We start from the raw sequence: 20,178 nt of genomic DNA on the forward strand, positions 1-20,178 counted from the left end.
TCAAACTAATATCACAGTTTAAAGCTTGAGCTAGTTAACTTTCTCAGAGCTAGCTGATTCATTGAGAGGAAAATTCACAAATATATGAGTAGACTGAACCGACGTAGGTTTTTGATTTACGGCTCTGCAACTATTGGGACTAGCATCTTTTTGAAAGCTTGCGCTAATAATTCTCCAAGCACTACAAATAGCCCTTCTCCAAGCAGTGCAAACAACCCAAGCGCTTCTCCTGTGGCTGCTGCTGGCGACAAAATCAAAATAGGTATTCTGCACTCACTAAGTGGCACAATGTCTATTAGTGAAAAAAGCGTTGTTGATGCTGAAAAATTAGCCATCAAAGAAATTAACGCCAATGGTGGGGTGTTAGGAAAACAAATTGAAGCCATTGTAGAAGACGGTGCTTCTAACTGGGATACATTTAGAGAAAAAGCCACCAAGTTGATTGATCAAGATAAAGTAGCTGTAGTTTTTGGTTGTTGGACTTCAGCTAGCCGCAAAAATGTTAAACCAGTCTTTGAAAGTAAAGACCATATGCTGTGGTATCCTGTGCAGTATGAAGGTCAAGAGTGTTCTAAAAACATTTTTTACACAGGTGCAGCGCCAAATCAACAAATTGAACCTTCTGTTGATTGGTTGTTAAAAAATAAAGGCAAAGAATTCTTTTTAGTCGGCTCAGACTATGTTTTCCCTCGCACCGCTAACACGATTATAAAAGCACAATTAGAAGCTCTTGGTGGAAAAACAGTTGGTGAAGATTATTTACCCTTGGGTAATACAGAAGTAACACCAATAATCACAAAAATTAAGCAAACTTTGCCTAACGGTGGGGTAATTTATAACACCTTAAATGGTGATAGCAACGTGGCTTTCTTCAAACAGTTGAAAGGTGCGGGATTAACACCAGATAAATATCCTTCGATGTCGGTAAGTATCGCCGAAGAAGAAGTTAAAGCTATTGGTGTTGAATATCTCAAAGGTCACTACGCTGCTTGGAATTACTTCCAAACAGTAGACACTCCTGCTAATAAGAAATTTGTCGAAGCGTTTAAAAAAGAATATGGTGCTGACCGGGTAACAAATGACCCGATGGAAGCCGCATATATCGCCGTTTATTTATGGAAGCAAGCAGTAGAAAAAGCGGGTACTCCTGATTTAGCTAAAGTGCGGGCTGCGGCCTATGGTCAAACCATAGATGCACCTGAAGGAAAAGTGACAGTAAATGCTAATCATCACATCTCCAAAGTTGTGCGGATTGGTCAAGTTAGAGATGATGGTTTGTTTAATATTGTCTATGCTACACCTGCGCCAGTTGAGCCAGTTCCTTGGAATCAATTTGTGAAAGAAACTAAGGGATATGCTTGTGATTGGTCAGATCCAGCTAAAGGTGGTAAGTACAAAAAGGCGTAGTTAGTCATTAGTCATTAGTCATTGGTCATTGGTCATTAGTTAAGATTTTGACTTTGGACTATTGACTAGTGACTCATTACTAAAAAACAAGCTGATAGCTGATGGAGAAAAATGTTAACAGGTTTTTTAGATGCTTTGTTTAATGGGATTAGCATCGGTGCTGTGTTATTAATTGCAGCCTTGGGATTAGCCATTATCTTTGGCTTGATGGGTGTGATTAATATGGCGCATGGTGAATTGATGATGTTTGGAGCTTATACAACATTTGTTGTGCAAAATGGCTGTAAGCAATTAGGCGGGTTTTGGTTTGAAATTTATATATTTTTGGCTTTAATCATCGCTTTCATTTTCACAGCATTTATCGGCTTAATTCTCGAAAGAGGTGTGATTCGTTACCTCTATGGAAGACCACTAGAAACTCTGCTAGCAACTTGGGGAGTCAGTTTGATTTTTCAGCAGTTTGTGCGGAGTGTAAATTGGGTATTATTTATTGGCTTGATATTGTTTTCTGTGTTGTTTTTTGGGGGATTATGGTTTTTAAATTCCCGCACTAATTTAGAGAGAGTTCGTAACTGGGTTGTGGGGGTGATTTTCTTGCTATCTTTGGGCGTGACAATGACTACAGGGAATTTATTGAGTCAAACTTATAAGCTAGCAGTTACTCAACCTTGGTTCGGCGCACAAAATGTAGATGTAACTGCGCCTAAGTGGTTACAAACTGGTATATCTTTAGCTGGTGTACAGTTACCATTCGCCAGATTATTTATTATTGCTTTGACAATAATTTGTGTTGGCGGAATTTATTTCTTTTTACAGCGTTCTAGCTGGGGATTAAAAATTAGGGCGGTTACACAAAACCGCAGTATGAGTGCTTGTTTAGGTATCCCCACGCAAAAAGTTGATGCAATTACTTTTGCTTTGGGTTCCGGTTTAGCTGGTGTGGCTGGGTGTGCAATTAGTTTATTAGGTTCTGTCGGACCGAATACTGGACAAAATTACATTATCGACACATTTATGGTGGTGGTTGTCGGTGGTGTGGGTAATTTATTAGGTACTATTGTCGCTGCTTTGGGAATTGGCACAGCTAACTTTTTAATTGGTTCTGGAACTTTAGCTTTGTTGTTGTCTCCTGTTAAGCCTTTAGCAGATTTCTTGACGTTTTTTGCAACCACAAGTATGGCTAAGGTGATGGTATTTTTGCTGATTATTGTATTTTTACAGTGGAAGCCTGCGGGGATGTTTCCGCAAAAGGGTAGAACTGTTGATGTTTAAGCTGAAGCAGACAAGGAGGGGGTGCAGAGGATGAAGCAAAATAGGCGCAGGTTAATATTAATTGAGGTTGGGGTAGTAGTGGCGATCGCACTTCTCCTCATTGTGATTATGCCAGTGGTGCTGTCAGAGTTTCGCTTGAATTTGTTGGGGCGATTTTTGTCACTGGCGATTGTGGCTTTAGGTATTGATTTGATTTGGGGTTATACTGGTTTACTCAGTTTGGGACATGGTATTTTCTTTGGTTTGGGTGGATATGCGATCGCTATGTACCTGAAACTGCAAATCCCAACAGGGGAGTTACCTGATTTCATGGGATTATATGGTGTCACGGAACTTCCTTGGTTTTGGCGTCCTTTTTATTCTTTCCCCATCGCCGTAGTGGCTGTAGTGATAATTCCCGGCTTGCTGGCGGGATTGCTGGGATATTTAGTATTCCGCAATCGCATTAAAGGAGTCTATTTTTCCATTTTGACCCAAGCTGCAATTATTGTATTCTTCAACTTTTTTAACGGTCAACAACAATTTTTTAATGGTACAAATGGACTGATAGATTTCACAACATTATTTGGTGCAACAGTCAGCGATCCGAAAACAAAATTTATTTTCTACACACTCACAGTCTTATTTCTCGCCGCTACCTATGGGATTTGTCGCTGGTTAACCAGTGGACGTTTTGGTAGATTGTTAATCGCCATTCGCGATGATGAAAGCCGGGTGAGATTTTCTGGTTATGACCCTGCACATTTTAAAACATTAGTGTTTGCAGTTTCCGGTGCGATCGCAGGCATAGCAGGAGCATTTTACACCCTACAAAGTGGTTCTGTCTCCCCCAGAGCAATGGATATTGCTTTTTCCATTGAAATGGTGATTTGGGTAGCTGTGGGAGGAAGGGCTACATTAATCGGCGCAATTGTGGGAACTGTATTAGTTAATTATGCCCGTGCTTTTTTAAGCGAACAATTTGCCGAAATTTGGCTATTTTTCCAAGGCGCACTCTTTTTAATAGTCGTCACAGTCCTACCTGACGGACTAGTAGGATGGTTCCGTAGTCGAAAAATTGCTCTTTTCAAACGCCCTCAAGAAATTTCTACATATCCCAGTTTAGAAGAAGACCCAGAAGTGCAACATGAACGCCAAAATCTTGGAAACTGAAAACGTCACGGTCAGTTTTGACGGTTTTAAAGCTCTAAAAAACCTAAATTTTCATATGGATGTGGGTGAATTACGAGTAGTAATTGGCCCTAACGGTGCGGGGAAAACCACATTCCTTGATGTCATCACTGGGAAAGTACAACCAACTATAGGGAGAGTTTTATTTAAAGGTAAAAACCTCCGTTCTTTACCAGAACACCAAATAGCGCGGCGAGGAATTGGGCGGAAATTTCAAACACCTAGAGTTTATCTCAACTTAACACCAAGGGAAAATTTAGAAATTACCAGTAACCGCAATAAGAATGTTTTTTCCACATTGTTGGGGCGTTCTCATTCCAGTGAATATAAAAATATTCAAGGATTATTAGAAACCATTGGCTTAACTCCGAAAGCAGACATCCCAGCAGCTTTATTATCCCACGGCGAAAAGCAACGCTTAGAAATTGGCATGTTAGTCGGACAATCCCCAGACTTATTACTAGTTGATGAACCAGTCGCCGGTTTAACCGATGAAGAAACATATAACATCGGCGAACTACTTTTAACATTAGCCCAGAGTCATTCAATTTTAGTGATTGAACATGATATGGAATTTGTGCGACAAATCGCCAAAAAAGTCACAGTACTACATGAAGGTACGGTACTCTGTGAAGGCAATTTTGAAGAAGTCCAAAATGACCCCAGGGTGATTGAGGTTTATTTGGGAGAACAGCAAGAGTAGAGAAATGTTGACTGTTGACTGTTGTACGGGCGGGTTCACAGATATCCTCGTGGATCAACAATGATCTAAATAAACCCGCCCCTACAGACTGTTGACTGTTGACTGTTCACAAATGACAAATGACAAATGACAAATGACAAATGCTAAATATATCTAATCTTAACGTTTACTATGGTGAAAGCCATATTCTGCGCAATGTAGATTTGAATGTTCCAAATGGGCAGATGATTTGCCTAATTGGACGCAATGGGGTAGGGAAAACAACCCTACTCAAAACAATTATGGGATTACTTAAACCTCGCAGTGGTTCAATTAACTTCAATGGGAATTTAATCAACTCTAAATCACCAGACCAAAGAGCAAAAATGGGAATTGGTTATGTTCCCCAGGGACGAGAAATTATCCCGCGTTTGACGGTTAAAGAAAATCTGTTATTGGGATTAGAAGCTAGGCAGAAACCAGTGAAAAAAGCTGAAATTAATGAGGAGATTTTTAGCTTATTTCCGGTGTTGAAAACCATGTTGTCAAGGATGGGTGGTGATTTAAGTGGTGGACAACAACAACAACTAGCGATCGCTCGTGCTTTAATGGGACAGCCCCAATTACTCGTATTGGATGAACCAACAGAAGGGATTCAACCCTCAATCATCCTGGAAATTGAAGCCGCAGTCCGCCGCATCATTGAAACCACAGGCATTTCTGTTTTACTTGTAGAACAACACTTACACTTTGTCCGCCAAGCTGATTATTATTACGCCATGCAAAAAGGTGCTATTGTTGCCTCAGGTTCCACCGATGAACTTAGTCAGGATGTGATTCAACGATTTTTGGCAGTTTAATTTTATTAGTCAGTTGTCAGTTGTCAGTTGTCAACCGTCAACACTCAACAGTCATTGGGTAAGAAGAGTTATTAGTTATTTCTCCTCTACCCCCTCTGCATCCTCTGCTCCCAGTCGCAGGTATCGCTAAACTTTTCAGTATACGGAAAATTGCGATCGCCGCATTAGTTTTCAAAGTTGTAATATTTACGTTCTCTGACATGAGAATACCGTTAAATGGAATATAAGTACGGGAAAAATCTCATGGCTGACCTAAATGGTACTTGGCTAGGAACCTATTGGCAACAAGGAGTCCCTAGCCGCTTTGAAGCAGTATTCGTTCAAAGTGGCAATGCTCTTAGTGGCTCTATTTTGGATGACAACTACTTAGGCGAAGCCCAAATTAGCGGCGAAGTAAATGGACGTAGTATTAGTTTTACCAAACGCTATTTAATCACCTCCCCCGCCCCCATTAAATACATTGGCACTCTCTCAGAAAATGAAGACTATATCCAGGGACAGTGGAACATCGGGGCGCGCCACTATGGCCCCTGGGAAGCGCGACGCAGTGGAGATAATCTCATGGCTGAACTCAAAACTCGTATTCAACAGCAAATACCCCAGGCGACGGGATCGGGGGGATGAGGAGACAAGGGGACAAGGAGAGAAGTCTGAGCGGAGGCTTCCTCCGATCAGAACTTCGGAGGGACAAGGAGGACAAGGGGGACAAATAACTATTGCCCAATGCCCAATGCCTGGTAGGCTGAGCGAAGTCGTACCCTACGGGAAGCAAGCTACGCGCAGCGTCTCGCAGAGAAGCCCAATTGACAAAAGAGAGACAATATTTTGAGCTTAACTCTTTATTTCCTTCGTCACGGACAAACAGAATGCAGTCGCAATAATGCCTTTTGCGGTTCGATAGACTCAGAACTCACGCCTGAAGGTTTAGCAATGGCTGAAGCTTTTGCAACTGCTTACAGTTCTACACCTTGGAAAGCAGTTTATTCTAGTCCGATGCGGCGAACTGTATTGACAGCAGCACCGCTATGTGCAGCGCTAGATATACAACCAGAACTGCGAGATGGTTTAAGGGAAATTAATTATGGTAAGTGGGAAGGAAAACCACCAGAAGTCATCAGCCAAGAATTTCATGATGATTATCTGCGTTGGTCAGCCGACCCTGGATGGTATCCACCAACAGGTGGAGAACTGGCAATTACCATCGCTTATCGGGCAATGCAGGTAATTGAAGAAATCAAGCACCTTTACAGTAGTGGCAATGTTTTAGTAGTTTCTCACAAAGCAACTATCAGAATTATTCTGTGCAGTCTGTTGGGTATTGATGTGGGACGCTTCCGCTATCGTATCGGCTGCCCAGTTGCTTCTGTGAGTGTTGTAGAATTCACCTCTCACGGCCCCCTGTTGCGTTCTATGGCAGACCGGACTCATTTAGATGAAAGCTTGCGTAATTTACCAGGAACTTAGGCAATTTACGTAAAATAATATACAAGTTGCTGTTGGCTGAGCGAAGTCGAAGGGCATAATTATGATTGCCCTAAGCGACACTGTGCCCTAAGCGATACTGTGCCCTGAGCGACACTGTGCCCTGAGCGAAGTCGTTCGCGCTAGCGTCTCCGAAGGAGAAGGGCATAATTATGATATGTACAATAATATTTTCTCAAAATATCTTTAAATCTTGGCTCAATTCTTCTGTTCTTCGTTTTCTGGGGCAGTATATTTACAGAAAACGTTTATACCAATTTTGACAATATATAAGATTACAATAGTCGCGATCGCCCCGTCAATCGGGATGCCATTTACTGCTGCAACAGTCACCAATGAACCAATAACACTGTTAAGCAAAGCAGCACTACCAGGATTTTTGGTGTATTCTGTAATTTTGCCCCGTAAACCATCATCCCCGCAAATTTCCGCGCGAATTTCTTCGAGAGTTAGCTGTAACAGTGATTTACCCTTGCCATAATCGGTTTTACCGAACTTCTCTTGCCAAAGTGCATCAAAACTCGCTTCCAAGTCACCTTTATTTTGTTGCAGAGTAGTCAGCGCTGATTGTGTTGCGGTATCGCCTTGGAGAATGTGCTGAATTTCTTGGATTTCCGCTGGGGTTAATTGAGTCATGCTAGATTCTGATGCGGGATAATTGAAAGGCTGAGGATTAAGTTATCACCAACTGTGAAACATTAAGCCTGAATGAGACGATAGTGACCGTTGATCAGACGATAGTCATCGTTGATCAGACGAATAGTGACGATTGATCAGACGATAGTCATCGTTGATCAGACGATAGTCATGATTGATCAGACGATAGTGACGGTTGATCAGACGATAGTCATCGTTGATCAGACGATAGTCATGATTGATCAGACGATAGTCATGGTTGATCAGACGATGTTAAGGCTTAATTTTACAAGTTTTTGGGAAAAACTTATGCGATCGCTTGTAATGCTTCAGCAAAACTTATTTGAGGTGCTGCGAGATACCCATTGTGGGTATGACCGATCAATACTGTTATACACTGTTCTCTCGCATACCCGAAATAACGCCCGCAGGCTGGAAGCCTGGGGCTATCGCTACAAAGCCTGCCTTCGCAGGCTGGATTTCTTAGCCCACGTTCGTCGAAGACGTTCCCGAAGGGTAGGTGGGCTTTGTTCGATTAGCCGCACCCTTCTAGGGTGACGGCGATATTGCGGGATAAGCGAGGAGTATTAACTCTGTTTCACCAGATGTATCCTTCAAGAAGTCGGGGATCTGAATCAACCTAGCCCATCCCGCGCTTGCCAAATTGCCTCACGCATCTCACCCGCGCACTCTTCACCCGTCGCCTCGCGCCAAATAACTTGAAACTGGCTTTCGCCTAACTGCTGGAGCATACGGGCTAAAGTATAGATATAATAAGCAATCAAATCTTGATTATGCTTTAGTTCAATGCCTAAAGCACCAATGTAAATTGGCAAAGCCTCAGCGTAATTTTGTTGAGCTTCTAAAGCTCTACCCCATTTACCCAGCGTTAATGAAGCGTTATACCAATCCTGAAACTGCTGATAAACTTCCCAAGCTTTTTGATAATAGTTAATTGCCACATCAAACTGCCTTTGCTCTTCGGCTACCATGCCCAGTTGTCCATAGACAGTGGCAGCAGTGTACAAATCCTCAGCATCTTCAAATATCTTCAGCGCCTTGTGGTAGTAATGAATCGCCAGTTCAAACTGCGTCTGCTCTTTGGCTACTGTGCCAAGGTTGTGATAGATACTTGCCGCACTGTACAAATCCCCGGCATCTTCCAATATCTTCAGTGCCTTGTAGTAGTAACCAACAGCCTCATCAAAATGCAGTTGCTCAAAAGCGATATTGCCCAGTGTGTGATATTCACGAGCAGCATTGTACAAATCCCTGGCATCTTCAAATATCTTCAGCGCTTTGTGGTAGTAATCAATAGCTGTAAGGAACTGCCTCTGCTCATAGGCGACATTGCCCAGTTGGTGATATTCACCAGCAGCAGAGTAAAAATCCCCAGCATCTTCTTTTATCTTCAGCGCCTTGAGGTAGTAATCAATTGCCACATCAAACTGCCTTTGCCGTTGGGCGATTATGCCCAGTTGATGATAAGGAACAGCAATTTTGTCATTCACCGAGGAGTCATTTAAAGCTATTAATTCATCGAGAATTTCTTGATATATTTTACTCGCACTTGCCAAATCAGCACTTCGCAGTGCCTCATTAGCTTCAATACCCCGCAAATACATCCAGAAATTAACAGCATTCTTACCCTTTGCTTTCGCATCTGCCAATTGCATACCAATTTGCTTCAGCGCCCGTTGTTGCAGTGACTTAAATTCGGGTTTGCGCCCGATGCGCTGATACACCTCTCCCAAGGCATGTAGAATTACTTGTGCATAATTCCATTCTTGTTGCTGTTCGGCTAGACGTAGATTTTGCAACAGATTTGGTTCTTCCACTTGCAGCAGAAAAGTTGCTAGTTCTGCGTTGCTAATAAATTGCTTATAGTAAAAATCTCCCTGAAAAGCGTAGACAATAAGCAACTTTTTTTCCAGTTCGTTAATCACCTCCTCATCTGTCATTGCGAGCGAAGCGAAGCAATCGCCAGATTGTTCGGGATCATGAGATTGCTTCGTTCCACTGCGTTCCACTCGCAATGACGCTATGGTGTTTAACTGCTGGCGCAAATACCAAGGTAATGCAGGGTGAATTTTGTAGATAGTCTCATTACCAAAATATTCAACAATACCTGCGGTGGCGGCTTCATTAAGTAGCTGCAACCAATCAGCTTTTTGCAGGTTCTCCCCAAACACCGCCCGATATGCTTGTCCAAATTCATTATCAGGACTTGCTGAAAAACCACTCAGCCAATCAACATTCACCCGTTCCGAAAACAACGCCAAAAACGGTAAGTGTCGCCGCGCCTTTTCTGACAACTTCGCAAAGGAATAATCCAACGATACCGTAAGCGACTTATCCCTACCTTCGTCCTCCACTCCCTGAAAAGTATCCAACCCCCGCCGCAAAGCCTCAATTAACTGAGTTGGTGTCTGCGTCTTTAAATGCGGTAACACCACCCGCAATGACAGGGGATGTCCTCCCAGCAATTTCAACAACTCTAAATACTCGGCTGGTAGGTTCTTTCTCTCCACACCCACGGTTTGCAGAATCTTCGCGGCTAATTCTGCTGCATCCGCTGACGACAACCCCCGCAAGTTGATTAAACTATACCCACAATCTAGCCAAGGTTCTTCACGGCGACTGGTAATTAATACCCAAGATTTCCCACCCCGCAATTCTTTCACAAACCGCTTCAGCTGATTTCTTTCTTCCCCACTCACTAACGGTTCATTCCCCGTCGGGAAACCGTTGACGGGTTCAAAGTTATCCCAAATCAATAAACAAGGATTGGTTTGCAAATATTGTCGCACCACCGCTTGTTGCTGTTCGCTCATCAATTGGGAAAATCTCTCACCGCCCAACGCCCGCCCAATTTGGTTAATTACCTGACTCAACCCCGCCCCTTGTTCAAAGGAAGTGAAGAAAATACCGCCTGTGCGTCCTTGGGTATCATCTAACCACCGCGCAAACCCACCGACTAACTCTGTCTTCCCAACGCCGCCCATTCCCTGAACTAACACTACATGATTTTGCCGAAATGCTCTCTCTAACCGCAAAATCTCATAATCTCGCCCAATAAAACCATAGGCGCTTTCATCAGGTAAACCTTCCATTTTCACCCCCCTTGCTAAGGGGGGCTGGGGGGGATCTGCTTGCGCCATCAAGTCTAAAAAACTCGGCGCTTGCTGCTTGGGAACAAAGGGGGTATAAGGTTCCTGTTGATATAAAACCGGGACAAGCCAATCTTGTAACGGTAAATTTCCTTTAGGGCTGGGACGCAGTTTCTCAATTGACATCGACTTTCGCCCTACAGCCACGGCGGTGGCGATACTTCCACCCCGCACCAATTCGCCATACAATCGCCCAATAAAGTGTTTTGCTCCTTCGGCTTGGACGGAATACGCCATCGCCACCACACCTTTCGCCCCCAATTTCACCAACTGTCCCGCCACTGAGGAAAAGGCTTCTTCCCCTACTCGTCCCGATTTGCAAGCGTTCAACACAAAAATCGGCACGCGACAATCAGTCAAATATTGGGCAATTTCCCTGGCGCTGACAGTTTGCTCCTTTCCCTGTTCATCCTCAAAAATTAAAACGCCCTGTGTCTGGTTGTCAAAATTCCCATGTCCATCAAAATGGACGATATGATAAAAACCCTTATTTGCTTGCAATTCCGCCTCAAAGGCTTGCAAACTAGGGGGACGCAACACCTTTAAATTAACTCGCTGGCGTATCGGTTGCAACGCCGCCAACAAAGGACGAGCAATGGTTTTAAAATTTACGTCTTGCTCATCATAAGGACGGGCAATAACTAATAATATATTGAGTTGGTCATCGGGCATTGCTGGCAACTGTGCCCTAACGCCTTGACTGCTGAGACTGCGATACATCCCCGCCAATGAAGGGGCGAGAAATTGATAGTCGGGAGAATACAACAATTCCCAAGGTAAATTTAACACCGTAGCGTTATCGGAAATGATACCCAGTTCGCAGTTATCCAGCCCTTCCCTTGTCGCTTCCTGAAAAAACTCTCTGGCTTTCTCAGTGCTGCGAAATACTAGCTCAAATAACTCTTGTCCCCAATGCTGTAACTTTTGTTCAATCTTTGCAGCATTATCAGGGAAAATACCGTAAGGAAATCGGAGATATTCTTCTAAATACCAGCGCAAATCAGTTAAATTATCTTCATCAAAAGGTTGCTGGAATCTGACTTCAGGAGCAAGGCGCGGGCTTTCATATCCCCGTTGCCAAGAAAGCTGAATTGTTTCACCTTGATGTGTAATCCGCAACCAATTTTTTGCCATGTCTGCTGCGCTGCTTACTGGTTTATTTGATGCTAGCTTATTCCAGTAATTCACGCAGATTGTGGCTGATTCCGTAAGATTTGTGGAAATAGGGAACAGCCACCTTACAAATACTTCGCGTCTTCTCTGCGAGACGCTGCGCGTAGCTTGCTTCTCCGTAGGAGTCTGGGGTTCGTTTTTTCACCTAATTAACTGCGCAGTGGAGTTAAAGAACTGACGACACAATCCGCGTGTAATTAAAATTGTGGTCAGCAAGTTAGCAAAAGCAACCATGAACATCAGTAATATTTCGTAGGAGACAGCATCGGGGGGTGTGGCTCCAGCTAGTAACTGTCCGGTGGTGATTCCTGGGAGCGCAACCATACCAATGAGCATCATTTGATTTAAGGTGGGAAGTACGCCGGCGCGAATGGCTTCTTTGCGATATTGGCTAATGGCTTGCTCTGGAGTTGCGCCTAAGCTTAAATGAGTTTCAATTTCTAAATGTGATGAATTGATGGTATTTACCAGCCGTTCGCCAGCGATCGCAGCTGCATTCATGGCATTACCTAAAACTACCCCAGCTAAGGGAATCAGATACCTGGGTTCGTACCATCTCTCTGGTTGAATAATCAAAAAAATGCTATAAAGCACTGTCAATGCTGTACTGACAAAAATTGACCCCCACACCCAAGGTAATAACCGGGGCAGTTTTTGGCTGATGCGATTTCGTGAGACAATCGCCGTAATCGTCAGCATAATTACTACAATCGCCAACACTGCCCAAACATTGTTTACAGCAAAGATGAAGTCTAAAACGTATCCCAACACAACCAGTTGCAGAATAGTTCTCCCGGTAGCGACGAGGAAATTAAACTCTAGTCCTAATTTTTCCCAAGCAGATAAACCAACTGCGATCGCCATTAAGCCAATTGCGATCGCTAAATCAGCCAAATCTAACTTGATTACATCTTGCATTGGTAATTACCTCCAGGGGCTAGGGGCTAGGGTATAGGGAGAGAAGGGGGACAAGGGGGAGCCACTGCGTTGGACGGGTTTCCCGGCTTGAAGCAAGTGGCGTGACAAGGAGGACAAGGAAGATAAATAAGAAATGCCCAATGCCCAATGCCCAATGCCCAATGACTATTGACAATCAGCAACAATTGAGCGTTGAAGTGCATCTTTTGTATTTCCAGATCAATAAAAACTCATGATCCAAAGTGTAAATTCTGTTCCTGCTTTTGATATTAAACAGCAATATTCGACTCTGGAAGCAGAGGTGAGTGCCGCTGTGTTAGAGGTTCTCGCTTCTGGTCGTTATATTGGCGGGCCTTTAGTAGAAGGTTTTGAAAAAAAGTTTGCCGCTTATCATAATGTAACTGAATGCGTAGCTTGTAATTCCGGTACTGATGCACTGTTTCTCTCGCTACGCGCTTTGAATATTGGCCCTGGTGATGAAGTTATTACAAGTACTTTTACTTTTATTGCTACGGCTGAGGTAATTAGTGCTGTCGGTGCTAAACCGATTTTTGTCGATATTGATGATACTTTTAATCTCGATTTACAGCAAGTAGCTGCGGCAATTACACCTCAAACTAAAGCTATTATCCCAGTTCACCTGTTTGGGCAACCTGTAGACATGACGGCGCTGATGGCGATCGCTCAGTCTCACAATTTAGCAGTCATTGAAGATTGTGCCCAATCCACAGGCGCAAGCTGGGGTGAGCAAAAAGTCGGCAGTATTGGGCACATTGGCTGTTTTAGTTTTTACCCAACGAAAAATCTTGGTGGCTGCGGCGATGGTGGCGCAATTACTACTAATGACCCAGAAATTGCTAGCAAACTGCGGGTACTACGGGATCATGGGAGCAAGGTGCGCTACATCCATGAGGAAATCGGTGTTAATAGCCGCTTAGATGCCATTCAAGCAGCGATTCTGGAGATTAAGCTGCGTCATCTCGATAATTGGAATGAACAACGAAGAGCGATCGCAGCTTATTATCACCAATTCCTCAGCCAAGTTCCCGGTATCATTACTCCGCAAGAATTAGCTGGCGGCGTTAGTGTCTGGAATCAATACACAATTCGCATCTCTGGTGCAGGGCGAAACGGTGCTACCGCTCAATACCGCGACTCAATCCGCCAGCAATTGCAAGAACAGGGCGTGAGTTCAATGGTTTACTATCCATTGCCCTTACATTTGCAACCAATTTACCAAAATCTGGGTTATCAACCAGGTTCCTTACCAGTAGCAGAGCAAATCTGTCATGAGGTGATATCTTTACCCATGTTCCCAGAACTGGCACAAGAACAGCAAGACCAGGTGATTTATGCTCTGAAGGATTGTTTAGGGTAAGGGAGGCAGGGGGGACAAGGGGGACAAGGGGGACAAGGAAGCTCTAGTGCAGAGGAGGAAACCTATACAAAGACTCTCCCTCTGCCCCTCTGCCTCTCTTGGACTGAAGCTCACTTCTAGCCCAATGCCCAATGCCCAATGCCCCATGCCCCATGCCCCAATTACCTACTAAGCGATCGCGCGGCTATTGGCAGTTGCCAAAGCTTCGACAATGCTACGAACAGCGGCAATCATCGCTACTTCGCTGTTGAGTTGGTTAATTGCCGAACCGACACCCACACCAGCAGCACCAGCGGCGATCGCTAGTGGGGCTGTCACGCTAGAAATGCCGGAAGCACACAATACTGGTACTGAAACTACACGGGAAATCTCAAAAGCTGCTGCCAAGGTGGGAGCAGCTTTTTCAATTAAGCCTAAAGTTCCGGGGTGGGCTGGGTTGCTGCTAGTACCGCCTTCGGTTTGGATAATATCAGCGCCAGCTTTTACTAGTTCTTCTGCTAGTTGTACCTGTTGATCTAGTTCCAGAATGTGGGGAACTGTCACAGATAGGGTGATTTCTGGCAACAAAGCGCGAGTTTGGTGAGTTAGTGCTAAAACTTCAAGAGCCTCAAATTTCCGTCCTTGAGCATAGAAGGAATCGAAATTTCCGATTTCAATCAAATCTGCACCAGCCGCCACAGCTTGCACAAATTTTTCTGGCTCTACTGCTGATACACAGATTGGCAGATTGGTCAAACTTTTAGCTAATTGTACTAAAGTCGCATCGGCAGCGATATCAACAAAAGTAGCACCACCCAAATCGGCAGCTTTGATAGTAGCAGCGACGCGATCGCTATCAAAGTTATTTAAACCGGCGATCGCTTTCAGGACACAGCGGTTAGCAAAAGCACGTTGAAGAGAAGAATGCATTGTCATCAGATATTTGGGTTTGAAACCCCGTCCTTTGAAGACGGCTTTACTTTCTTTAAGTGCTGGATTTTGAATGCCGATAAGGCCGAGATCCAGTAAACTCGTTTAAGTCCCTTCCCGCAACACAGTTAAGATGTCCTGTCTAACAGCACCTAACCAATTAGGTTTACAGATAGTCCGAACTAGGGAAGTATTCGGAAGTGTGTACCAAACTGTGTCTCAATGCGGTATTCGCCTCTCACGTTGACTAAACTGGTTTAGTCAATCCTCGTCTCTTTGAGAGCGAGGTTGGTAAAACTTCGTTTGAAGCTATGAAAATTAGGTATATTCTACCGTTACTGAGTTGTCATTGCTCATTGGTCATTTGTCAACAGTCAACAGTCAACAGTCAACAGTCTGTAGGGGCGGGTTTATTTAGATCATTGTTGATCCACGAGGATATCTGTGAACCCGCCCGTACAACAGTCAACAGTCAACAGTCAACGGTCAACAGTTTAAATTTCGTAATACCAAATATCTTCTTCTCGTAACACAATGCGATGTAGGGATAGACGATCAATCATGCCCTCCTGCTCAAACTGTCCCAAAATCCGAGTGATGGTAACGCGAGTTGAACCTAAGATTTCTGCCAAGTCTTCATGAGTTAGACGCATATCGATTAAACGTCCTTTCTCTACTTGTGAACCAAACTTTTTCGATAACCATGCCAATAATTTGAGCAACATGGTATCTACCTTTTTGTAGCTACGAATCACCATCAATTCTTCAGCTTGTTGAATGTGATGCAACAAAGTCTGTGTCGGTTGCTCCCATTCCTCTAAAGGTAAGATTCTCGCCTCGACTTTAGTCAAGCACTCCATTTGATATGGTTGTAGCCTAGATAAACTGCTCCCAACGATGTCGTCTGGCCCCCACAATCCTAAAGCCACAGTCGTGCCATCTTCTAAATATGTATAAGTCCGAACAAAGCCTGATTCAATCTGCCACAGAAGGCTTTGATGCTCTGGTAAGAACGACCTGCGAGTAAAAATCTGCTTAGTATTTCTACTCACTTTACTAGTAACAACTGAGTATAGAGCCATTAGCTGTATAATACTCTTAATCGATAAACTAACTGTAGTATATATATATTGGGTTCTCTGAGTCTACGGTATTTCTATGGCTAAGGCTTGAAATCTGTTGAGCGTCAACAGTAGGGGCGGGTTTATTTAGATCATTGTTGATCCACAAGGATATCTGTGAACCCGCCCGTACAAAAGTCAACAGTCAACAAACCTTTATTTAGGCGTGCTATACGATCGCAAATTATTTTCTTCAGCGAAGGTTTTGAACTCGATCGCATCGTGGCTGCAAAATAGGCGCACGTCATTATTGTAATTGTTGCGTAGCGATCGCAATTTTGCTTGATTCTCCAGTCGCGCCTTGCGGTCTACCTCCATCAGCCATTGGTAAGCACGCAGGCCAGGCGTACAATCTGGCTGTTCAGAATTCATCTCATCTCGGTAAAAGTAAGCATCACCTGCGTGTAGAAGCCAGCCTTCAGATGTTTGGACGGCGATACCCGCATGACCCTTGGTGTGACCGAATAGCGGTATCAGGAGAATTTCCGGCGGTAGTCTCTCATAAAAAATTGGTATCAGATCCGTAATTCCTGCAAGAAATCGGGTATCTGGTTGTTAAAATATTTTTACTTATTGATTTTTATTGCTCGATTGTAGAAAATTGAAAACTCAATTATCTATAATCAAAATGCTCATTAGTTGGATTTACTTAGTTGCTGCGGTAATCTTTGAGGTTTTAGGTACAACTTGTATGAAGTTGTCACAAGGATTTACTCAAGTATTTCCCACAGTATTAATATTTATATTTTATGGACTTTGTTTAACTTTTTTGACACTTTCTCTGAAAACAATTGAAGTTAGTGTTGCTTATTCTTTTTGGGCTGGCTTAGGAACTACGCTGATTGCACTCATTGGTATTTTTTGCTTTCGTGAATCTATCACTACTGTGAAACTGATCTCTATCTTCTTGATTGTCATTGGCGTAACTGGTTTAAACTCAGGTAAATAACCTTTTGTCATTTGTCATTGGTCATTTGTCATTTGTCAATTCAAACCTCTGTCCTCGCAGGATAGAGGTTTGGAGAGAGGTTTGAATTATCTAAGCAGAATTAATTACACACATTATTTCTCTCTTCCCTGTTAAGAGTTCCCTATCTCCCGAAAAGAATTTAATTGTGCGCAACTACTTAAATTTGTAACAACCCTTCTGGATTCACTGAGAAAAGCGATCGCTTCTGCAAACCCTCACGGGATAAAATCTCATTGGCGGCTAATAAGCCACTACTTACAGCCCTTTCCATTAATCCACAAGGGAAAGGCATTTTTACCCAATCGCCAGCAAAAATTAAGTTAGGAATAATGGTGCTAGTTTCTGGGCGTTCTGCGTAACTATTTGGTGGGTATCCAGAAAAGTTATGTTGATTTACTAATTCCCGATGTAATACCTTTGCTTGCTTTAATTCGGGCACAATTTCATAAAGTTCTTGCTCAAATTTCGTCAACAAAGCTTCTTGGGTGGGGAATTCTTTTTCTTTATAGCAGTAAGCGTGTAATTCTACTACGCTACCACCTGTGCGTTTTGCCCAATCAATGAATTGTTCTTGAATGCGATGATAGAGGGTAATGCTATCAGTTAACTGGTAGCCAGATAAAGAAGTAAAATTACTTTGTTCCCACAGAAAATCACGGTCAAACCAGAAGCGACACACAGCAAAAGGGTCTGCAATACTTAAAGCCGCAACTTGCGATCGCACTTTTTGATTAACCTCACCGTTCATCTGCTTAAATAATTGCTGTACTCCCGGTACATCGGTTGCAAATACGTAATAATCGGCTGTGATTGTCTGTGGTGATGATGATTCTTGATTGGCTGCTACTAGCTGTACTTCTTTATCTTGACGTTGGGCAATTTTAAACTTAGTTAAATCTCTTTGTGCTGGCCCTTTTAAAACCTTCCCATCAGCAGCAAATACTGCACCATGACAAGGACAATGAAATTTGCCATCATCGGCTTTTTTGACAGTACAACCTTGATGGGTGCAGGTAAGAGAAATTGCTTCTTGACTTCCTTTTGTGGCAGCAAAGACTTCATCAGCCGCACCAAAATATTCAATTTCTTTATCTGTAACAACTGAGTTACGTTTTACCCAAAAAGGTACATTGTTTTTATTACTACCAACAAAATATTTGAGTGAATCAATCTCATTTTGGGCTGCAATAATTTCGCTCACTGTTGCATCTGTAATAATTTTACCGCCATTACTCAAAATTGCTTTGGCGATTGGTTGGACTAAACTCGTCCCCATATCATCTTTAGTACCATTAAAAGCAAGTCCTTCTGGATTGCCAAAAAAATAAAAGTGGAAGAATTGCATCAATTCTCCCACACTCATCATGTCTGGTGCATTCAAACTGGATTTCGCAAAAGGGAGAAAATATAAGTCGTATAAACCTCGCGGAAATTCCTTGTCTACCCAATCAGCGACAGAAATACTATCGAAGCGTTGATAATTTCTTTCTCTCTGAAATCCGGTAATGGCTTGAAAGACTTGTAAGTGTTTTAAGTTAATTAAATTAATCCCCCATTGGAAGCGATTGGGAGAGGCGATCGCTAAATCTATAATATTCCAAGGAAAGGCGGAACGACTAGGGCGAAATACCTCTGGTTGATATTTGCGATCGCGGTACACAACTGCATAAAAATTTAATGATTTAAAATGCTCATTTATCCCCAATTCACTAACTAAACCATTCAAGTTATAGTACTGAGGAAAAAAGCCATGAAACCCATGTTCCATCATAAAGGTTTCACCTACCGCTTCAATTTGCCAACTGGCAATTTTACCACCTAATTGAGGGGACTTTTCTAAAAGTGTCACAGCAAATCCCCGCTGACTCAATTCATATGCACAAGCTAAACCCGCTAATCCAGCCCCAATAACTACTACAGTTTTATCTTGACTCAACACTCTTGGTAGTTGTAGGGTTTCTCTTTGAAAAACCGTTGGTTGTGGCTTACTGAAACGAGAGTATCCGGTTACTCCAGCGATACTACCAATACCGAACCACTTAAGCAGTGTGCGGCGGGAAATAGTAGATGATTCTGGTGAATTCGATAATTGGCTCATTGGTTACAGAATTAACTCTTGATGATGAATTACTGGCGTGAAATCATGGCTATGAGTTAGCCTTTTTTTCGGAGTATTTTTCCCATTTCAGCGTTAATCCTCAGTGATGGTTTGAGGGAAAACGGGACAAACTATTAAGTGCTAGCTGTTGTTTTTGTAAATAATGTGTCCTCAAGTTTCCTAGATAAGTTTATGGACACCACAGACGATAAATCTGTAGAGTTGGGTTCACAAATGAGCAGATTATTTGACAGTGTAATATAATATTTGAAAGTTGACTACTAAGCGTTAGGTAGGTTTGAGAGTGCCAGACGATCGCAACTCTCCAAAACATGTCTCATCTGGTGGTAGAGAACGGATTCTTGAGCAAGCAGAAGAGCTATTCCGCAGCAGTGGCTATAATACAGTGACTATGAGGGAGATTGCTGATGCCGTAGGAATTCGTCAGGCTTCTTTGTATTATCATTTTCCCAGTAAAGAGCAGCTGTTTGTCGCCGTACACGAACGCCTGTTTGAGCGTCATCGCCTTGGTATACAGCAAGCAATTGCGCAAAATGGCGATGATCTGCGATCGCAACTTTATGCAATTGCTGCATGGTTCCTTTCTGTGCCTCCCATCCACTTTTTAAGTATGGTACATACAGATATGCCTTTATTGGATGCGGAAAATACTGCTAGACTATCCGCTTGTTCTTCACGCTGCATATTTGAACCTATTTGTCAAGTATTTGCCCAAGCACAACAGCGCGGTGAAATTCGTGATGTGCGTCCCCAACTGCTAGCTGGATTCTTTCTGTCTGTAATTGAGAGTCTTCCCCTCGCCAGTACTTTTGTTGATGATGTACCGAAGGAAGCGATCGTCAATGAAATGATTTCTGTTTTATGGGTGGGATTGAAACAAGATTAGGGACTCCAAAAAATCAATTATTTCG

General features: G+C 43.0%; 17 protein-coding genes. 10 read left to right on the forward strand and 7 right to left on the reverse strand.

Annotated features, from left to right (window positions below; translation table 11 throughout):
• Window positions 1-84 precede the first annotated feature (84 nt).
• The 7 genes from urtA (at window position 85) to AACU32_RS33805 (ending at window position 6,855) form a co-directional block, all read left to right on the forward strand.
• Window positions 85-1,407, forward strand: coding sequence for an urea ABC transporter substrate-binding protein (urtA, locus tag AACU32_RS33775; RefSeq protein WP_096606419.1), 1,323 nt, complete (start codon window positions 85-87; stop codon window positions 1,405-1,407).
• 111 nt (window positions 1,408-1,518) lie between these two features.
• A complete protein-coding gene (gene urtB, locus AACU32_RS33780) occupies window positions 1,519-2,679 on the forward strand; it encodes an urea ABC transporter permease subunit UrtB (protein ID WP_096606421.1) in 1,161 nt (386 codons plus the stop codon).
• A gap of 30 nt (window positions 2,680-2,709) precedes the next feature.
• Complete coding sequence (gene urtC / locus AACU32_RS33785) at window positions 2,710-3,831, forward strand: urea ABC transporter permease subunit UrtC (protein WP_096606423.1); 1,122 nt, start codon at window positions 2,710-2,712, stop codon at window positions 3,829-3,831.
• Entirely contained in the window at window positions 3,806-4,552 is a 747-nt protein-coding gene (gene urtD / locus AACU32_RS33790; protein ID WP_096606425.1) for an urea ABC transporter ATP-binding protein UrtD, read from the forward strand. The genes urtC and urtD overlap by 26 nt, the downstream gene beginning before the upstream one ends.
• 140 nt (window positions 4,553-4,692) lie before the next feature.
• Window positions 4,693-5,391 carry an urea ABC transporter ATP-binding subunit UrtE gene (gene urtE / locus AACU32_RS33795; RefSeq protein WP_096606427.1) on the forward strand — a complete coding sequence of 233 codons (699 nt, stop codon included), beginning with the start codon at window positions 4,693-4,695 and terminating at the stop codon, window positions 5,389-5,391.
• A gap of 243 nt (window positions 5,392-5,634) precedes the next feature.
• Window positions 5,635-6,015 carry a hypothetical protein gene (locus tag AACU32_RS33800; protein WP_096608300.1) on the forward strand — a complete coding sequence of 127 codons (381 nt, stop codon included), beginning with the start codon at window positions 5,635-5,637 and terminating at the stop codon, window positions 6,013-6,015.
• 201 nt (window positions 6,016-6,216) lie between these two features.
• Window positions 6,217-6,855 (forward strand): histidine phosphatase family protein, encoded by a 639-nt coding sequence (locus AACU32_RS33805; RefSeq protein WP_096606429.1) that lies wholly within the window; start codon window positions 6,217-6,219, stop codon window positions 6,853-6,855.
• Window positions 6,856-7,071: 216 nt separating this feature from the next.
• Here the strand turns inward: AACU32_RS33805 and AACU32_RS33810 are convergent, their stop codons facing one another.
• The 3 genes from AACU32_RS33810 to AACU32_RS33820 all read right to left on the reverse strand — a co-directional run bounded on the left by AACU32_RS33810 (window position 7,072) and on the right by AACU32_RS33820 (window position 12,770).
• Window positions 7,072-7,509, reverse strand: a complete 438-nt coding sequence (locus tag AACU32_RS33810; RefSeq protein WP_096606431.1) for a hypothetical protein — start codon at window positions 7,507-7,509, stop codon at window positions 7,072-7,074.
• A gap of 635 nt (window positions 7,510-8,144) precedes the next feature.
• Window positions 8,145-11,813, reverse strand: a complete 3,669-nt coding sequence (locus tag AACU32_RS33815; protein WP_096606435.1) for a tetratricopeptide repeat protein — start codon at window positions 11,811-11,813, stop codon at window positions 8,145-8,147.
• 180 nt (window positions 11,814-11,993) lie between these two features.
• A complete protein-coding gene (locus tag AACU32_RS33820; protein ID WP_096606437.1) occupies window positions 11,994-12,770 on the reverse strand; it encodes an ABC transporter permease in 777 nt (258 codons plus the stop codon).
• A gap of 232 nt (window positions 12,771-13,002) precedes the next feature.
• Here AACU32_RS33820 and AACU32_RS33825 point away from each other — a divergent pair, with 232 nt between their 5' ends.
• Window positions 13,003-14,148, forward strand: a complete 1,146-nt coding sequence (locus tag AACU32_RS33825; protein WP_096606439.1) for a DegT/DnrJ/EryC1/StrS family aminotransferase — start codon at window positions 13,003-13,005, stop codon at window positions 14,146-14,148.
• Window positions 14,149-14,316: 168 nt separating this feature from the next.
• On the opposite strand, the gene AACU32_RS33830 is transcribed toward AACU32_RS33825, so the two are convergent.
• The 3 genes from AACU32_RS33830 to AACU32_RS33840 all read right to left on the reverse strand — a co-directional run bounded on the left by AACU32_RS33830 (window position 14,317) and on the right by AACU32_RS33840 (window position 16,550).
• Window positions 14,317-15,063 (reverse strand): DUF561 domain-containing protein, encoded by a 747-nt coding sequence (locus AACU32_RS33830; RefSeq protein ID WP_096606441.1) that lies wholly within the window; start codon window positions 15,061-15,063, stop codon window positions 14,317-14,319.
• 488 nt (window positions 15,064-15,551) lie between these two features.
• Window positions 15,552-16,139, reverse strand: a complete 588-nt coding sequence (locus tag AACU32_RS33835; RefSeq protein ID WP_096606443.1) for a Crp/Fnr family transcriptional regulator — start codon at window positions 16,137-16,139, stop codon at window positions 15,552-15,554.
• 195 nt (window positions 16,140-16,334) lie between these two features.
• Window positions 16,335-16,550 (reverse strand): hypothetical protein, encoded by a 216-nt coding sequence (locus tag AACU32_RS33840; RefSeq protein ID WP_339378508.1) that lies wholly within the window; start codon window positions 16,548-16,550, stop codon window positions 16,335-16,337.
• A gap of 256 nt (window positions 16,551-16,806) precedes the next feature.
• Here AACU32_RS33840 and AACU32_RS33845 point away from each other — a divergent pair, with 256 nt between their 5' ends.
• On the forward strand, window positions 16,807-17,127 hold the full coding sequence (locus AACU32_RS33845; RefSeq protein WP_096606445.1) for a DMT family transporter: 321 nt from the start codon (window positions 16,807-16,809) through the stop codon (window positions 17,125-17,127).
• Window positions 17,128-17,305: 178 nt separating this feature from the next.
• Here AACU32_RS33845 and AACU32_RS33850 read toward each other — a convergent pair whose 3' ends face one another.
• Entirely contained in the window at window positions 17,306-19,246 is a 1,941-nt protein-coding gene (locus AACU32_RS33850) for an FAD-dependent oxidoreductase (protein ID WP_096606447.1), read from the reverse strand.
• A gap of 304 nt (window positions 19,247-19,550) precedes the next feature.
• On the opposite strand from AACU32_RS33850, the gene AACU32_RS33855 reads away from it, so the two are divergent.
• Window positions 19,551-20,153 carry a TetR/AcrR family transcriptional regulator gene (locus tag AACU32_RS33855; RefSeq protein WP_096606449.1) on the forward strand — a complete coding sequence of 201 codons (603 nt, stop codon included), beginning with the start codon at window positions 19,551-19,553 and terminating at the stop codon, window positions 20,151-20,153.
• The last annotated feature ends 25 nt before the right edge of the window (window positions 20,154-20,178 follow it).

Source organism: Calothrix sp. NIES-2100, from assembly GCF_963875285.1.
In the GTDB taxonomy this organism is placed as follows: Bacteria; Cyanobacteriota; Cyanobacteriia; order Cyanobacteriales; family Nostocaceae; genus Aulosira.

Bases quoted from the DNA above. Each gene is read 5' to 3' on its own strand.
- urtA (WP_096606419.1), top strand. From the start codon at position 85: ATGAGTAGACTGAACCGACGTAGGTTTTTGATTTACGGCTCTGCAACT.
- urtB (WP_096606421.1), top strand. From the start codon at position 1,519: ATGTTAACAGGTTTTTTAGATGCTTTGTTTAATGGGATTAGCATCGGT.
- urtC (WP_096606423.1), top strand. From the start codon at position 2,710: ATGAAGCAAAATAGGCGCAGGTTAATATTAATTGAGGTTGGGGTAGTA.
- urtD (WP_096606425.1), top strand. From the start codon at position 3,806: ATGAACGCCAAAATCTTGGAAACTGAAAACGTCACGGTCAGTTTTGAC.
- urtE (WP_096606427.1), top strand. From the start codon at position 4,693: ATGCTAAATATATCTAATCTTAACGTTTACTATGGTGAAAGCCATATT.
- AACU32_RS33800 (WP_096608300.1), top strand. From the start codon at position 5,635: ATGGCTGACCTAAATGGTACTTGGCTAGGAACCTATTGGCAACAAGGA.
- AACU32_RS33810 (WP_096606431.1), bottom strand. From the start codon at position 7,509: ATGACTCAATTAACCCCAGCGGAAATCCAAGAAATTCAGCACATTCTC.
- AACU32_RS33815 (WP_096606435.1), bottom strand. From the start codon at position 11,813: ATGGCAAAAAATTGGTTGCGGATTACACATCAAGGTGAAACAATTCAG.
- AACU32_RS33820 (WP_096606437.1), bottom strand. From the start codon at position 12,770: ATGCAAGATGTAATCAAGTTAGATTTGGCTGATTTAGCGATCGCAATT.
- AACU32_RS33825 (WP_096606439.1), top strand. From the start codon at position 13,003: ATGATCCAAAGTGTAAATTCTGTTCCTGCTTTTGATATTAAACAGCAA.
- AACU32_RS33830 (WP_096606441.1), bottom strand. From the start codon at position 15,063: ATGACAATGCATTCTTCTCTTCAACGTGCTTTTGCTAACCGCTGTGTC.
- AACU32_RS33835 (WP_096606443.1), bottom strand. From the start codon at position 16,139: ATGGCTCTATACTCAGTTGTTACTAGTAAAGTGAGTAGAAATACTAAG.
- AACU32_RS33840 (WP_339378508.1), bottom strand. From the start codon at position 16,550: ATGAATTCTGAACAGCCAGATTGTACGCCTGGCCTGCGTGCTTACCAA.
- AACU32_RS33845 (WP_096606445.1), top strand. From the start codon at position 16,807: ATGCTCATTAGTTGGATTTACTTAGTTGCTGCGGTAATCTTTGAGGTT.
- AACU32_RS33850 (WP_096606447.1), bottom strand. From the start codon at position 19,246: ATGAGCCAATTATCGAATTCACCAGAATCATCTACTATTTCCCGCCGC.